A 14,766-nucleotide genomic window follows, 5' to 3' on the forward strand; every position below is an offset into this window, starting at 1 on the left:
TGCAGCACGTATGAGGAATGGGCGAAATGCGCGACCCCTGCCGCGGCCGAGGACGAGGCGGTCCGCGCACCGACCAGCCTCGGGCTGTTCGGCAGCGCGAGACCGCCCCTGGTGCGCCTCAGTCCGCGATCGGCAGGTAGACCCGGTTGCCCGCCTCGGCGAACTCCCTCGACTTCTGGAGCATCCCCTCGGCGATCTCCTCCGCCGACGCTCCCTCAGCCGCGTCACCACCGAACCGCTCCGTGATGCTGTGGCTGATCTTCATACTGCAGAACTTCGGTCCGCACATGGAGCAGAAGTGGGCCGTCTTGGCGGGCTCGGCCGGCAGGGTCTCGTCGTGGAACTCCCGTGCCGTGTCCGGGTCCAGAGCGAGGTTGAACTGGTCCTCCCACCGGAACTCGAAGCGGGCGTCGGACAGGGCGTCGTCCCACTCCTGTGCGCCCGGGTGCCCCTTGGCGAGGTCGGCCGCATGAGCAGCGATCTTGTAGGTGATGACGCCGGTCTTGACGTCGTCCCGGTTGGGCAGGCCCAGGTGCTCCTTGGGCGTGACGTAGCAGAGCATCGCCGTGCCCCACCAGGCGATCATCGCGGCGCCGATGCCGGAGGTGATGTGGTCGTACGCCGGCGCGACATCCGTGGTCAGCGGGCCGAGCGTATAGAACGGAGCCTCATCGCAGATCTCCTGCTGAAGGTCGATGTTCTCCTTGATCTTGTGCATCGGGACGTGACCGGGGCCCTCGATCATCGTCTGTACGTGGAAACGCCTGGCGATCCGGTTGAGTTCCCCGAGCGTCCGCAACTCCGCGAACTGCGCCTCGTCGTTGGCGTCCGCGATCGAGCCGGGGCGCAGACCGTCGCCCAGCGAGTACGTGACGTCGTAGGCGGCGAGGATCTCGCACAGCTCCTCGAAGTTCTCGTACAGGAACGACTCCTTGTGGTGCGCCAGGCACCACGCGGCCATGATCGAGCCGCCACGCGAGACGATGCCGGTCTTGCGGTTCGCCGTGAGCGGGACGAACGGCAGGCGCACGCCCGCGTGGACCGTCATGTAGTCCACGCCCTGCTCGGCCTGCTCGATGACGGTGTCCTTGTAGATCTCCCACGTCAGTTCCTCGGCCTTGCCGTCGACCTTCTCCAGGGCCTGGTAGAGCGGCACGGTGCCGATGGGGACGGGGGAGTTGCGCAGCACCCACTCGCGGGTGGTGTGGATGTTGCGGCCGGTGGACAGGTCCATGACCGTGTCGGCGCCCCAGCGGGTCGCCCAGGTCATCTTCTCGACCTCCTCCTCGATGGAGGACGTCACCGCGGAATTGCCGATGTTGGCGTTGACCTTCACCAGGAACCGCTTGCCGATGATCATCGGCTCGATCTCCGGGTGGTTGACGTTGGCGGGCAGCACCGCCCGACCCGCCGCGATCTCCTCGCGGACCACCTCGGGGGAAACGTTCTCCCGGATGGCCACGAACTCCATCTCGGGAGTGATCTCGCCCCGGCGCGCGTACGCGAGCTGCGTGACGGCCTGGCCGCCCCGGCCCCGCCGCGGCTGGCGCGGGCGTCCCGGGAAGACCGCGTCGAGGTTGCGCAGTCCCCCGCGCGGCGAGGTGTGCTTGATGCCGTCGTCCTCGGGACGGACGGGACGGCCCGCGTACTCCTCGGTGTCGCCGCGGGCGATGACCCAGTTCTCCCGCAGCGGCGGCAGGCCCCTGCGGACGTCGGTGTCGACGAGTGGATCGGTGTACGGGCCCGACGTGTCGTACAGCGTGACCGACTGCCCGTTGGTGAGGTGCACCTGACGGACCGGCACACGCACGTCGGGGCGTGAGCCCTCGACGTACGCCTTGTGCCAGCCGATGGACTTCCCGGCCTCCCGCGACGTGTCGTCCTGAACGGAGGCAGGTGTGCGTGCGTCCTTGTTGGTCATGAGACCTACTCCCTACGCCGGCATTACCCGGTAACAGGTTCGGCGGTCGACGCAGCGGTTTCCGTCTGCCGACGCTTCCCGCGGAACATCCCGTGTTCCACGTGAAACATCACATGTACGGAGGTCAGCGCCCTCTCAGCCCGGTGCTCCGAGCTCCCGCGTGTGCAAAGGTGCTCCCACGCTAGCGTCATATACAGCGCGGTGAACAGTGGGCCTCCGCCCTTCTTGCCAGGATCGAGCGTGCCCGGGATGGAGCAGTACCCGTATCAACCGCCCGAGCCTCGCCGCCGAGACGGCTCGGGACAGGAGGGCGGATACGCGCCCACGACGGCCGTGCGGCCGTCCCCGGCCAGCCCCGGGGACACCCTCAGGCGGTCCCGGCCGACCACGACGCGAGATCGTGCGCACGCTGGCCGGCTCCTTCGGCCTGGTCGCCTCGGTCGCGGTCACGACCGCGCTCGCCGCGCTGGTGGTGGCGGCCGACCGGCCCGGACGCGCCGGCGCCGGCCGGTGCACAGTCCCCGCCGGCACGCGGCGGCCGGGGCGACGCCGGAAGCGGTGAGGCCGGGGCCGCCCGCAAGCACCGATTCCTGGACTTCCGGTTCCCCGCGCAGAAGCGTTCCTGCACAGTTCCGTACGGCACGGCACAGCGTCCGTCGCCCGGACCGCGACCGCTCAGCCGGCGCTCTGCTCCTCGGCGAGGATGCGGTCCAGGGCTTCCTCGAGATGGGCGTCGAAATCGGCCAGGGCGCCTTCCTGGCCGAGCGGCACCAGCTTGTCCGTACGATCGAGGAAGGCCACGAGCGGCGGCGTCGACGAGCGGAACAGGGCGTAATCGCTGCCGACCTGAAGCCGGATCAGCACCTCACCCAGCACCTCGGTATCGACCGGTGCGATGCGCACATCCCCCTCCCCGCACGGGCGCCCGACCCCGTCGATGAGCAGTTCGCGCCCGAAGACCCAGGTGACCGGGGCGTCACCGGGCAGATGGAAGGTGAGCCGCACGGCATAGGGATCACCTGTCTCGTAGCGCAGCTCCACCGGAATGCGGAAGGAGAGCTCCTCCGAGACGAGAAAGCTCATCATGACCTCTGCCTGTACGGACTCTCGCATCGCCTACCCCGTCGTATGACGTCGACTGGCCGGGACTGATCCCTATGACCGTGGGTCAAATCTTGCTGAACGTACACAGCAGATCACAAGGAGTGAGTTTTCAGATACTGATAGAGAGCGTCAGGGAGCCGATGTGGCGCCCGATCTCCGCCTGCAACCGGTGGGCCGCGGGCAACAGCCGGTCGGCCTGGTGGGCGGGCAGCGAAATGGCCACGGTGGCCGCGGTGGTGCCGACCGTGATCGGAACGGCTGCGCAGACCGTGCCGAGCGCGTACTCCTGACGTTCCACCACCGGCTCCATGCGCCGTGTCCGCGCCAGCCGCCGCAGCAGGGCGTCGTTGTCCCGCACGGTGTACGGCGTGATGGCCTGCACGGGGTGGCGGGCGAGATGGTCGCGCCGGGCGTCCTCGTCCAGCTGGGAGAGCAGGCACTGGCCGATGGCGTGCGCGTGACCGGTCTCCCGGAAGCCGGCCCACTCCTCGACCGCCGGGGCCTCGCGGGAGTCGGAGACGCACAGGACCTCGATCTCCCCGTCGCGGTACGCCGCGTAGTACATCGGGACACCGATGGAATCACGCCAGTGCGCGAGCGTGTCCGCCACCGTGCTGCGACGTTTCTGCTGTGCCCCGCTGCTGCCCAGTCGCTCGGCGGCCTCACCGAGGAAGAACAGCCCTTTCTCACGGCGCAGATAGCCCTCGTGCACCAGCGTGCGCAGCAGGTGGTACGCCGTGGGCAGGGCCAGGCCGGTCTCGCGGGCGAGTTGTTTGGCGGGAGCGCCGTACGGACGGGCGGCGACGGTCTCCAGCAGGCGCATGGCGCGCTGCACGGAGCCGATGAGGGTCACGGCGGCCGACGACCCCGCGGCGCCGGGGTGCGGTCGGCCCGGGACGGTCACGGTGGGCGCCCGCTGGGCGGGGGGTGCGCAGGGACGAGGCAGGCTGGGAGGTGCGTGGGGTTCTGCGGGTGCGGTGTCGACCGTGGCCAAGGGGTACTCCCGAAGCGCGAGGGGCAGCCCGTGCGGGGGCAAAGAGCACGGAGGGGGTCTGCGCCTCCCACGGGGCGGGACCCGTGGGGGGTTCCGGACTCTAACCGCCCGCCACCGCGTGCAGACGGCCCCGCGGGGAAACTTCCCTCCCCCGAGGGAACCGGTGGCCCCTCACCGGTGACCGGCTCCCGCGATGCTCACCAGTCGCCGCGCGACGAGGAACTCGACATGAACTTGCGCACGATGTAGATCAGTCCGCCGACCAGGGCCACGAAGACCAGCGCCTTGAACAGCAGGCCGATCACGAACCCGATCACCGTCGCTATCAGGCCGCCGAACACGACCAGGGCGATGACCGGCACCGCGACCCACTTCACCCACCACGGCAGTCCCGCGAAGATCTCTCGCATCGCCCTCGTCCTTCTCGTCTCGTGCGCTGTCGATGTTCTGCACTCGATGCTAGGGCCGCCAAGGGGTGCCGCGGGCGTCTCCCGGCCCTTGTCCTCCCCTGAGCCGTCCCCTAGGGAACCCGGGGTACGGGCTCACGCCTCGGGCGGAGAGAAGACGACGACAACCCTCAGGTCCTCGCTGATGTGGTGGAACTTGTGCGCGACCCCGGCGGGCACGTACACCACACTGCCCCGCGCCACCTCGGTCGTCTCCATGCCGACCGTGATCGACGCCCGGCCGCTGACGACGAGGTACACCTCGTCCTGCTTGTGCGGCTTCTGCGGGTCGTGCTCGCCCGCGTTGAGGGCGTACAGGCCGACGGACATGTTCCGCTCCCGCAGGAACTGAAGGTAGGCACCCTCGTTCGCGGCCCGCTCCGCCTCCAGTTCGTCCAGCCGGAATGCCTTCATCGCCGTTGCCGCCCTCGCCTCACTGCAGTCGCTTCCGATCCCGTCTGCCACGATCAGACACATGAAGAATTTCGTAGTCAAGACGATCGCCAACGCGGGCGCACTGGCGGTCGCCGTGTGGCTGCTCGACAAGATCACCCTGACCGGTGACAGCACGGCCAGGAAGGCCGGCACGCTGATCGTCGTCGCCCTGATCTTCGGGCTGGTGAACTGGCTGGTCAAGCCGATCCTGAAGGTGCTCACCTTCCCGTTGTTCATCCTGACCCTGGGCCTGATCACCCTCGTCGTCAACGCGCTGATGCTGCTGCTGACCTCGTGGGTGTGCGGCAAGCTCGACCTGAGCTTCCATGTGGAGGGCTTCTGGACGGCCGTCCTCGGCGGCCTGATCGTCTCGATCGTGTCCTGGGCCCTGCACATCGTCCTGCCCGACGAGGACTGAGCGCGCCATGACCTACCGCGTCTGTTTCGTGTGCACCGGCAACATCTGCCGCTCGCCCATGGCCGAGTCCGTCTTCCGCGCGCGGGTGGCTGAGGCCGGCCTGGAGGACCGGGTGGCGGCCGACAGCGCCGGCACCGGTGGCTGGCACGAGGGCGAGGGCGCCGACCCGCGCACCGTTGCCGTACTGCAGGATCACGGCTACGAGTCCGATCACATCGCACGCCAGTTCCAGCCGTCCTGGTTCGCCCGTCTGGACCTCGTGATCGCCCTCGACACCGGCCATCTCAAGGCCCTGCGCCGCCTGGCGCCCACGGAGGGGGACGCACGCAAGGTCCGGCTGCTGCGCTCGTACGCGCAGACGGCCGCCGACGACCTCGACGTACCGGACCCCTACTACGGGGGCCTGGACGACTTCGAGGAGTGTCTTGAGATGGTGGAGGAGGCGAGCACAGGTCTGCTCGCCGCCGTACGGGCGCATCTGGAGGGACGGGCCGCATGAACGAGGGCACCAAGGACGAGGGCCGCACCGGTGAGGGCACGCGCGCGGTGCGGGCGGGACTGCCGGAGCCGGTCAAGCACGAGCCCACCCTGCCCGGACCCGTCTTCGCCGCGCACTTCCATCTGCCGGGCGAGGTGACGGGGCCGTACTCCTACGGCCGCGACAACAACCCCACGTGGACCCTGCTGGAGGGGGCCATCGGCGAACTGGAGGCGCCAGGGCGCGCGGACGTCGAGACGCTGGTGTTCGCCTCCGGCATGGCCGCGATCTCGGCCGTGCTGTTCTCCCAGCTGCGGGCCGGGGACGCGGTCGTGCTGCCGTCCGACGGCTACCAGGCGCTGCCGCTGGTCCGGGACCAGCTCGAGGCGTACGGCGTCGAGGTGCGCACCGCGCCCACCGGTGGGGACGCCCAGCTGGAGGTCCTCGACGGCGCCCGGCTGCTGTGGCTCGAGTCCCCGTCGAACCCGGGGCTCGACGTGTGCGACATCCGGCGTCTGGTGGCGGCGGCACACGCGCAGGGCACCCTGGTGGCCGTCGACAACACCCTCGCCACCCCGCTCGGGCAGCGCCCGCTGGAGCTGGGGGCCGACTTCTCCGTGGCCAGCGGCACCAAGCAGCTCACCGGGCACGGCGACCTGCTGCTGGGCTACGTCGCCGGCCGCGACGCCGAGGCGATGGCCGCCGTACGCCGCTGGCGCAAGATCGTGGGGGCGATCTCCGGACCCATGGAGGCCTGGCTCGCCCACCGGTCCATCGCCACGCTCCAGCTGCGCGTCGAACGGCAGAACGCCACCGCCCTCACCGTCGCCGAGGCACTGCGGCAGCGGCCGGAGGTGTCGGGGCTGCGTTATCCGGGTCTGCCCGACGATCCGTCGCACAAGATCGCGTCCCAGCAGATGCGCCGCTACGGCTGCGTCGTCTCGTTCACGCTGCCCACGCGCGCGCGTGCCGAACGGTTCCTCGACGCTCTGCGCCTGGTGGAGGACGCGACGAGCTTCGGCGGGGTGCGCTCCACGGCCGAGCGCCGTGGCCGCTGGGGCGGGGACGCGGTTCCGGAGGGCTTCATCCGTATGTCCGTCGGCGCCGAGGACCCCGAGGACCTGGTGGCGGACATCCTGCGCGCCTTGGACGAGTCCGCCGGGTGACCAGGGGGCGCCTCCGGCGCCCGAGGTCGCGGGACGGTCCGAGCCTCCCCCCTCGTGGCTCGGACCGTCTGCGGTTCCGCGCGCGAAGAACCGCGCGACCAAGGCTAGTTGACTCTGTGTCAGTGTCCAATCACGCTAGCGACAGGGACCTATCGACTTATTTATAGTTGGTGCCTGCCTGAGGCCGGATGAGTGCAGAGACAGGGGAGGGCATGCCATGGATCTGGCCTTGCTGCGCACCTTCGTCACCGTGCACCGGGCCGGTTCCTTCACCCGGGCCGCGGCGCTGCTCGGCCTCTCCCAGCCCGCCGTCACCTCGCAGATTCGCTCCCTGGAACGCCAGCTGGGCAAGCCCCTCTTCCTGCGCCAGGCCCGCGGAGTCACCCCGACGACCATCGGGGACGAGCTCGCGCACAAGGCAGCGCCCCACCTCGACGCGCTGATGGAAATAGCCCAGAGCGGCCTGGACGACGAGTCCTCGTTACGGACGCTGCATCTCGCCGGGCCGCCCGAGTTCACCGCCGAGCGCGCCCTGCCCGCCCTCACGGAACTGACGGGGGACGACGGCCAGGGCTTCGCGCTGCGCGCCTCCTTCGGCACCGCGGAGGAGGCGCTCGAGGGGCTGGCCGCCGGACATCACGATCTCGCCATCAGTACGGCCCGGCCGCGCGGCGCCCTGCTCACCGCGACTCCGCTGTGCGACGAGGAGCACGTGCTGGTCGCCGCTCCCCGCTGGGCCGACCGGATCGACGCGGAGGCACTGCGGCTGAAGGGGGCACCGACACTCGAGAATCTGCCCGTCGTCGAGGTCCATGAGTCCCTGCCCTTCGTCTCCCGCTACTGGGGCTCGGTCTTCGACTCGCGCCCGGCCGCCTCGGGCACGGTCGTCGTCCCCGATCTACGGGCCGTCCTCGCCTGCGCCGTCGCGGGGGCCGGCCTCGCGGTACTGCCCCGCTATCTCTGCGCCCATGCCCTCGACCGTGGCGCCGTCGTGGCCCTGCACGAGCCGGCGGTGCCGCCGCTGCGGACGTACTTCCTGGTGGTGCGCACGGGCACGCTCGCCATGCCCCCTGTCGCGCGGGCGCACGAGTGGCTCCTTCGGGCGGCCGCCTCCTGGTGCTGACCCCTGAACAAGGTCGTGCACGGACTGTGGTCGAGCGGTGGCGCCTTGCGATGTTTCACGTGGAACCAGCCGGGCCACATTTCTCCCATGACCGTCCGACCCGTGGTCAAGCGCACCGCCCGCGCCGTTCTCCTGGACGGTGACGACCTGATCCTGATCAAGCGCACCAAGCCCGGTGTCGATCCCTACTGGGTCACCCCAGGTGGCGGCGTCGAACCCGAAGACCCAACCGTCGTGGATGCCTTGCACCGGGAGGTGTACGAGGAACTCGGCGCCAAAATCACCGATGTGGTGCCGTGCTTCGTGGACACCGTGGAGCACATCGGTGAGGACGGCGGCGCAACCGGCGTCAAGGTGCAGCACTTCTTCGTCTGCCGACTGGAGTCCATGGACCCGTCCCTGCGGCACGGACCGGAAGTGGATGAGCCGGCCGGTGAGTACGAGATCGTGCGCATCCCGTTCACCCGTGTCGGCATCGCATCCGTCCACCTGGTCCCGCTGTCGCTGCGCCACTATCTGGATGGCAACATCGAAGGCGTCCGCGCCATGCACGCACCCGACCTGGGGTAGCGCCGACAGGTACCGGCGCAAGCCGGCGACGTTTCACGTGAAACGCTCATGGCTGTCCACAGGCTGTGCCAACGCCCATGACATGACCAAAAGCGCCTGCGTATGCGACGAAACGGGTGGACGTAGGGGGTGTCCTTCGGCCAGCCTGACCTGCGTGCCAACTCCATCCCTCGCCGCTCTGCCCATTCGCCGTCTGTCGCTGCGCGATCTCACCGCCTGCGCCGACTTGTCCGAGGATCGGGGGTGGCCACGCGAGGAACACAAGTGGGGCTTCCTTCTCACGGCCGGGAAGGGCTTCGGCATCGACGACCCGGAGGGTGGTCTCGTCGCCGCATGCGTCGTCACGGAGTACGGCTCGCCGCAGCGACCGGATCTCGGTGCCATCGGCATGGTTCTGGTGGCCCAACGCCACGCGCGTCATGGCATCGGGCGCCACTTGATGCGGCATGTCGTGTCGGCCACGGCGACCACACCGCTCACCCTGTACGCCACCCCCTACGGCCGTCCCCTCTACGAGGAGCTGGGCTTCAAGGTGACGGGGCGGGCCGAGATGCTCACGGGCCGCTTCATCCCCGAGGGGACAGAGCCCCGAATGCTGACGCGCGCAGCCACCGCGGAGGACCTCCCCTCGATCCTGCGGCTCGACGAGGAGGTGTTCGGTGCCGACCGCACGCACCTCATCGCACGGGTGCCCGCCTTCGCCGACCAGCTACGGGTGGCCGAGGAGGACGGCCGGATCATCGGCTATGCGGCCGCATGGCCCAACATGGACACCCAGGTCGTCGGCCCGCTGATCGCCCGGGACACGGAGACGGCCAAGGCGCTCATCGCCTCGCTGGCGGCCGGTACGGACCGTCCGCTGCGCACCGACATCGACGTGCGTCACGAGGAGCTGCGGGCTTGGCTCAAGGACCGGGGCCTGGCCTCCGTGGTGTTCAGCGCGGTCATGACGTACGGCATCACGGACCTTCCCGGCGACTGGACACGGAGGTTCGCCCCCCTCACGGTCGCCGCCGGCTGAGACGCCCTACGACGAGGCCGGCCCCGCTGCTGCGAGTAGCGGGGCCGGCCTGTCGGTCCGGGGCCGTGTGCTCAGGCGAGTGCCTGCACGGCCGCGGCGGCGAAGCCGTGGTCCTGCTCCGGCGCTCCGCCGCCGACGCCGATCGCGCCGATCAGCCGTCCGTCACGGTGGACGGGGAGACCGCCTGCGATGAAGAGAAGGGGCCGGTCGAGGGCCGTGGGCAGCGTGTGGAAGAGCCCGCCCGGCTGAACGGCATCGACCAGTTCGACCGTGGGCGTGTTCAGCTGCAGCGCCGTATAGGCCTTGCGGGTGCTGGTCTCACCGGAGATCAGCACCGCCCGGTCGTCCCGGCGGAAGGCGAGCAGGTGGCCGCCGGCGTCGAGGACGGTGACGCTGACGGTGACTCCCGCCTCCTCTGCCGCACGCCGGGCCGTGGCGACGAGTAGTTCGGCGTCCTCGATGGTGAGGGGGGCGACGGCGGTGATGCTCATGGAGGTTTCTCCTTGGGTGTTGCGGTGGTGAGGTGGTGCCGTGTCCGGGTTCCGGGGGCACATTGCGTGGAGGCGGTTACTCAGTGGCGGACGGCCGTCCGACGGTCCGCGGGCGTGCCGGAGGCGACCACGGGGCTGTGTGCGCCCTCGCGGCGCTCCAGGACGGCCGAGAGGACGGCGAGGATCAGGGCGGCAGCGGCCAGGGCGGCACCGACCCAGTTGGGGGCCGTGTAGCCGAAGCCGGCCGAGATCACCAGGCCGCCCAGCCAGGCGGAGAGGGCGTTGCCGAGGTTGAAGGCGCCGATGTTCACGGCCGACGCGAGTGTCGGTGCGCCGTGCGCCTGGTCGAGGACGCGCTTCTGCAACGGCGGAACCGTGGCGAAGCCGAGGGCGCCGATCAGGCCGATGGTCACAGCAGCCGCGATCTTGTCGTGGGCGGTGAGCGTGAAGAGGGCCAGGACGACGGCCAGGGCGCCCAGGGAGACGTACAGCATCGGCATCAGGGCCCGGTCGGCGAACCGGCCGCCCACAAGGTTGCCGCCGACCATGCCGAGGCCGAACAGGACCAGCAGCCAGGTGACCGAGCCGTCGGCAAAGCCCGCGATGTGGGTCATCATCGGCGCGATGTAGGTGATGGCCGCGAAGACACCGCCGAAGCCGAGGACCGTCATCGCCATGGCGAGCAGCACCTGTGCGTTCTTGAAGGCGGCCAGCTCGTGCCGGAGATGCACGCCCTCGGGTCGCGGCAGCTCGGGCACCAGCTTCGCGATGCCGGCAAGGCCCACGACGCCGAGCGCGGCAACGATCCCGAAGGTGATGCGCCAGCCGACGTGCTGGCCGATCAACGTGCCCAACGGGACGCCGACGACATTGGCGACGGTCAGACCGGTGAACATCATGGCGATGGCGCCGGCCTTCTTGTCGGGCGCGACCAGCTCCGCCGCGACGACCGAGCCGATGCCGAAGAAGGCTCCGTGGGCGAGCGAGGCGATGACCCGTCCGATCAGCATGATCGCGAAGGCGGGAGCCACTGCCGAGAGCAGGTTCCCGGCGATGAACAGGCCCATCAGCAGCATCAGCATCCGCTTGCGCGACATCCTGGTGCCGAGCACGGTCATCAGCGGAGCGCCGACGACCACGCCGAGGGCATAGCCGGTCACGAGCAGGCCCGCCGTGGGGATGGAGACCCCGAAGTCGCCCGCGACCTCGGGCAGCAGGCCCATGATCACGAACTCGGTCGTGCCGATTCCGAAGGCCCCGATCGCGAGGGCCAGAAGCGCGAGAGGCATGTGGGGTACACCTTCCCAGACGATTGCATGAGCGCTTTGCGTTCGCCCACAATAATTGCATACGCGGGATACCTGCAAGAGCGGACTATCGCGGAAGTGCTCTACGCTTGATGCAGCCGCTCCGGACGGAGGAAAACGCAATGACAGCGACGGACCCTGCACTCACCGCCCTCGCCCAGGGCTGGTGTGCTCTCTCTGCGCTGCACGGGAGGATCGAGGCGCACATCGAGCGCGCCCTGCAGGCCAAGCACGACCTGAGCGTGCGGGAGTATTCCCTGCTCGATGTGCTGAGCCGGCAGCACGACGGCGACGGCGGGCATCTGCAGATGAAGCAGGTCGCCGACGCGGTCGTCCTCAGCCAGAGCGCCACCACGCGCCTGGTCACCCGCCTGGAGGACCGCGGCCTGCTGGAGCGCTACCTGTGCCCCACCGATCGGCGCGGCATCTACACCAACGTCACCGAGGCGGGACTGCGTCTGCTGGAAGAGGCACGGCCCACCAATGACGCGGCCCTGCGCGAGGCCCTCGACGAGGCCTCCAAGAACCCCGAACTGGCCCCCCTGGTACGGGTCGTGGAGTCCCTGAGCGTCCCCGCGTAGGGTGCGGGCATGGAAGATCTTGAGATACGGGAGGCGAACGCCGACGACCTGCCGGCGATCGTCGCGATGCTCGCCGACGATCCGCTGGGCGCCCAGCGGGAGTCACCCGACGACCTGGCCCCGTACCGGGTGGCCCTGGAACGCCTGGACGCGGATCCCAACCAGCACCTCGTCGTCGCCGTGCGTGCGGGCCGCGTGATCGGAACCCTCCAGCTCACGACCATCCCGGGACTCTCCCACCGGGGTGCGACCCGTGCACTCATCGAGGCCGTCCGCATCGACTCCGACGAACGCGGCAGCGGACTGGGCAGTCTGCTCATCGAGTGGGCGATCGACACCGCCCGGCGGCTCGGCTGCCGGATGGTGCAGCTGACGTCGGACAAGTCACGCACCGACGCCCATCGCTTCTACGAGCGGCTCGGGTTCACGGCCTCCCACGAGGGCTTCAAGATGAAGCTCTGAGGTCCATGCGATGCCCCACGGATCTGGCCGAGCCCGAGACGACCGAGTGGCCTGTTTCACGTGAAACAGGCCACTCTTCTTCATCGGTGAGGGCACAGGCGGGTTAGCCGATGCCCCGCCAGCCCTCCGGGTCCACTCCACCGGGCACCGGGGCCTCGCTGTCGTACGGCTGGCGGGTGAACACGAAGGAACCGAGGTCGAGATGGCTCAGGGAGCCGTCCGGCCTCCGTACGGGCCGCAGCAACTCTCCGGCGAAGTACCCCTCAAGGCCCGTCCAGGTGCCGTCGCCGTTCGATCGCAAGCGGGACCGGCGACCGCCACCGGTCAACGGAGCCAGGGCGACCAGGCCGTCGGCCGTCACCCGCAGAGCGAAGGCCTGGGTCCCCCAGTACCACTGGCCCGCCAACTCCAGGACGGCCCGATCGACCTCCGGCAGGGGGCGCCACGGCTCGGGGATACGCGGTTCCGCCTCGGCGACGATCCGGACGAGGTCCGCACCGACCGCGCCCAGCAACGGTCCGCTGGTGCAGTTGGCGAGCACCACCGCCGCCACGTCGTCCTCCACGCTGATGGTGAGGTTCGCCAGGAAGCCGGGGAGCGAGCCGGAGTGGCCGACCAGAAGCCGCCCGTCGCGGGTCTGGATCTGCATGCCGAGCCCGTAGCCGGCCCCGTCCACCACGTCGGCTGCCTCCATGGGCGCCGCCGGCGTCCGCATCTCCCGAACCGACTCCGCGCTCAGTACCCGCTCGTCTCCCCGGGCCAGGAACACCGCGAACCGCGCCAGGTCGCCTGTGGTCGACCACAGCTGGCCGGCAGGCGCCATCCGGCCGAGGTCCTCCACCGGCTCCGGCATCAACGCGTCGGCCCACGGGTGCACCGCCCACCCGCCCGCGTGCGGAGGCTGTGGCTGGGCGCTCGTACGGTTCAGGCCGAGCGGCTCGAGGATCTCGCGGCGCAGCACCTCCTCCCACGGAGCACCGCGCACTTCCTCCACCAGCGCACCGAGCAGCGTGTAGCCGGTGTTGGAGTAGTGGTGCCGCCGGCCGACGGGGTGCAGGCGGGGCTGCTCACCGAGTACATCCCTGAGCTCCGGTCGCAGCGATCCCGGGGTCCGTTCCCACCAGGGCGCGGGCGACTCGGCAGCCAACCCGGCGGTGTGCGCGAGGAGTTCGGCGATCGTCGCCTCCCCCACGCCGGTGCCCGGCAGATACGTGTCCAGCGGATCACCCAGATCGAGCACGCCCTCGTCGCGCAACCGCATCACCAGGACGGCGGTGAAGGTCTTGGTAATGGAGCCGATCCGGTACTGCACGTTCTCATCGGGCGCATGTCCCTCCACCGAGGTCCGTGCCCCGTGCCACACGGTCCGCCCGCCACGCACGACGGCGGCGGCCAGCGACGGCGCCCGCCCTTCGGCCTGTGCGACGGCGATCCGGTGCAGCAAGGCGCGCTGTGTTCCGGGGAGCAGCGGTTCCTGAGCTGTTGTCATGGTCCCAGTCCAGTCGCTGCGGCGCCGCACGTCGAATCAATTCCCGTCCCCGGTCCCGCGACAGCGCGTCACCGTGAGATGCGGGCTTCGATGCCGTCGAGCAGGAAGTCGAGGCCGGTCCGGAAGGTGTCGTCGGCGTCCAGGTGGGCGGCATCGCACACCACCCTGGCCAGCACCGGGAACCGACCGGTCGCGAAGGCCCGCTCCAGATAGGGCCCGAGCGAGGCCTGCCAGCGCTTCTCGTCCATCCCGGTGGCCCGCTCCGCACGTCGCTCGGCGATCTCCCTGCGCACCGCGCCGATCACATACGCGTTGACGGCGGCGACCACCGGCATGATGGCGTCCACGTCGACGCCGCCCAGTGCGGCCACCACGGTCTCCCCGCCGGCCAGCGCGTGCGGCCCGAGCTGGGGTCGGCCTCCCAGGAGATCGGCGAGCCATTCGTGCTCGTGAGCGGCGTGCCGAGTGGCTTCGGCAAGCGACCGCAGCACCTCACGCCAGCCGTCTCCGACCGGCCGGATCTCGGCGTGGACGGCGTCGACCATGAGGTCGAGCAACTCGTCCTTACTGGCGATGTAGCCGTAGAGCCGCATCGGACGGACGTCGAGTGCGGTGGCGACCTTGCGCAGCGACACCGCGTCCAGGCCACCCGCGTCGGCCAGTTGGATGGCCGCTCGAACGATCCGCTCCCGGCTCAGCGGGGCGGGCACGGGTCGATTCGGTGGCTCCGGCCTCTCCCACACCAACATGCCACTTACGA

General features: G+C 70.0%; 18 protein-coding genes and 1 riboswitch. Of the genes, 9 read left to right on the plus strand and 9 right to left on the minus strand.

From position 1 onward, the window contains the following. Positions 1-118: 118 nt before the first annotated feature. Positions 119-1,921 (minus strand): phosphomethylpyrimidine synthase ThiC, encoded by a 1,803-nt coding sequence (gene thiC, locus ACLU3S_RS04405; protein ID WP_413950386.1) that lies wholly within the window; start codon positions 1,919-1,921, stop codon positions 119-121. Then, a riboswitch (TPP riboswitch) is annotated at positions 1,914-2,091 on the minus strand. Its footprint overlaps the gene before it by 8 nt. A gap of 230 nt (positions 2,092-2,321) precedes the next feature. Between thiC and ACLU3S_RS04410 the strand changes: the two genes are divergently transcribed. Beyond that, positions 2,322-2,483, plus strand: coding sequence for a hypothetical protein (locus ACLU3S_RS04410; RefSeq protein WP_413950387.1), 162 nt, complete (start codon positions 2,322-2,324; stop codon positions 2,481-2,483). Positions 2,484-2,596: 113 nt separating this feature from the next. On the opposite strand, the gene ACLU3S_RS04415 is transcribed toward ACLU3S_RS04410, so the two are convergent. From ACLU3S_RS04415 to ACLU3S_RS04430, 4 genes are all read right to left on the minus strand, one after another. Next, positions 2,597-3,034: an SsgA family sporulation/cell division regulator gene (locus ACLU3S_RS04415; protein WP_413950388.1), complete on the minus strand. Its 438-nt coding sequence runs from the start codon at positions 3,032-3,034 to the stop codon at positions 2,597-2,599. A 100-nt stretch (positions 3,035-3,134) separates the two neighbouring features. Then, a complete protein-coding gene (locus ACLU3S_RS04420; protein ID WP_413950389.1) occupies positions 3,135-4,019 on the minus strand; it encodes an IclR family transcriptional regulator in 885 nt (294 codons plus the stop codon). A gap of 197 nt (positions 4,020-4,216) precedes the next feature. Next, positions 4,217-4,429: a DUF5326 family protein gene (locus tag ACLU3S_RS04425; protein WP_413950390.1), complete on the minus strand. Its 213-nt coding sequence runs from the start codon at positions 4,427-4,429 to the stop codon at positions 4,217-4,219. 132 nt (positions 4,430-4,561) lie between these two features. After that, positions 4,562-4,879 (minus strand): cupin domain-containing protein, encoded by a 318-nt coding sequence (locus tag ACLU3S_RS04430; protein ID WP_413950391.1) that lies wholly within the window; start codon positions 4,877-4,879, stop codon positions 4,562-4,564. Positions 4,880-4,940: 61 nt separating this feature from the next. Here ACLU3S_RS04430 and ACLU3S_RS04435 point away from each other — a divergent pair, with 61 nt between their 5' ends. From ACLU3S_RS04435 to ACLU3S_RS04460, 6 genes are all read left to right on the plus strand, one after another. Further along, positions 4,941-5,318 (plus strand): phage holin family protein, encoded by a 378-nt coding sequence (locus tag ACLU3S_RS04435; protein ID WP_413950392.1) that lies wholly within the window; start codon positions 4,941-4,943, stop codon positions 5,316-5,318. Between the two features lie 7 nt (positions 5,319-5,325). Then, positions 5,326-5,817, plus strand: a complete 492-nt coding sequence (locus ACLU3S_RS04440) for a low molecular weight protein-tyrosine-phosphatase (RefSeq protein ID WP_413950393.1) — start codon at positions 5,326-5,328, stop codon at positions 5,815-5,817. Further along, the gene (locus ACLU3S_RS04445; RefSeq protein ID WP_413950394.1) at positions 5,814-6,962 is read left to right on the plus strand and encodes a cystathionine gamma-lyase; all 1,149 of its coding nucleotides are present in this window, start codon (positions 5,814-5,816) and stop codon (positions 6,960-6,962) included. The genes ACLU3S_RS04440 and ACLU3S_RS04445 overlap by 4 nt, the downstream gene beginning before the upstream one ends. Before the next feature lie 217 nt (positions 6,963-7,179). Further along, positions 7,180-8,085: a LysR family transcriptional regulator gene (locus ACLU3S_RS04450; protein ID WP_413950395.1), complete on the plus strand. Its 906-nt coding sequence runs from the start codon at positions 7,180-7,182 to the stop codon at positions 8,083-8,085. Between the two features lie 87 nt (positions 8,086-8,172). Beyond that, a complete protein-coding gene (locus ACLU3S_RS04455) occupies positions 8,173-8,655 on the plus strand; it encodes an NUDIX domain-containing protein (RefSeq protein ID WP_413950396.1) in 483 nt (160 codons plus the stop codon). A 154-nt stretch (positions 8,656-8,809) separates the two neighbouring features. Continuing rightward, positions 8,810-9,676, plus strand: coding sequence for a GNAT family N-acetyltransferase (locus tag ACLU3S_RS04460; RefSeq protein ID WP_413950397.1), 867 nt, complete (start codon positions 8,810-8,812; stop codon positions 9,674-9,676). A gap of 71 nt (positions 9,677-9,747) precedes the next feature. Here ACLU3S_RS04460 and ACLU3S_RS04465 read toward each other — a convergent pair whose 3' ends face one another. Both ACLU3S_RS04465 and ACLU3S_RS04470 read right to left on the minus strand, forming a co-directional pair. Continuing rightward, complete coding sequence (locus ACLU3S_RS04465; protein ID WP_413950398.1) at positions 9,748-10,167, minus strand: GlcG/HbpS family heme-binding protein; 420 nt, start codon at positions 10,165-10,167, stop codon at positions 9,748-9,750. Between the two features lie 80 nt (positions 10,168-10,247). Then, positions 10,248-11,456 (minus strand): MFS transporter, encoded by a 1,209-nt coding sequence (locus ACLU3S_RS04470; protein WP_413950399.1) that lies wholly within the window; start codon positions 11,454-11,456, stop codon positions 10,248-10,250. Between the two features lie 140 nt (positions 11,457-11,596). Between ACLU3S_RS04470 and ACLU3S_RS04475 the strand changes: the two genes are divergently transcribed. Next, positions 11,597-12,055 carry a MarR family winged helix-turn-helix transcriptional regulator gene (locus tag ACLU3S_RS04475; protein ID WP_413950400.1) on the plus strand — a complete coding sequence of 153 codons (459 nt, stop codon included), beginning with the start codon at positions 11,597-11,599 and terminating at the stop codon, positions 12,053-12,055. A 9-nt stretch (positions 12,056-12,064) separates the two neighbouring features. Further along, positions 12,065-12,517 carry a GNAT family N-acetyltransferase gene (locus tag ACLU3S_RS04480; protein WP_413950401.1) on the plus strand — a complete coding sequence of 151 codons (453 nt, stop codon included), beginning with the start codon at positions 12,065-12,067 and terminating at the stop codon, positions 12,515-12,517. A 103-nt stretch (positions 12,518-12,620) separates the two neighbouring features. On the opposite strand, the gene ACLU3S_RS04485 is transcribed toward ACLU3S_RS04480, so the two are convergent. Further along, positions 12,621-14,006, minus strand: coding sequence for a serine hydrolase domain-containing protein (locus ACLU3S_RS04485; protein ID WP_413950402.1), 1,386 nt, complete (start codon positions 14,004-14,006; stop codon positions 12,621-12,623). A gap of 68 nt (positions 14,007-14,074) precedes the next feature. Further along, positions 14,075-14,755: a TetR/AcrR family transcriptional regulator gene (locus tag ACLU3S_RS04490; RefSeq protein WP_413950403.1), complete on the minus strand. Its 681-nt coding sequence runs from the start codon at positions 14,753-14,755 to the stop codon at positions 14,075-14,077. Between the last annotated feature and the right edge of the window lie 11 nt (positions 14,756-14,766).

Origin of the sequence: Streptomyces sp. AF1A, assembly GCF_047340315.1 — a bacterium.
Lineage (GTDB): Bacteria > Actinomycetota > Actinomycetes > Streptomycetales > Streptomycetaceae > Streptomyces.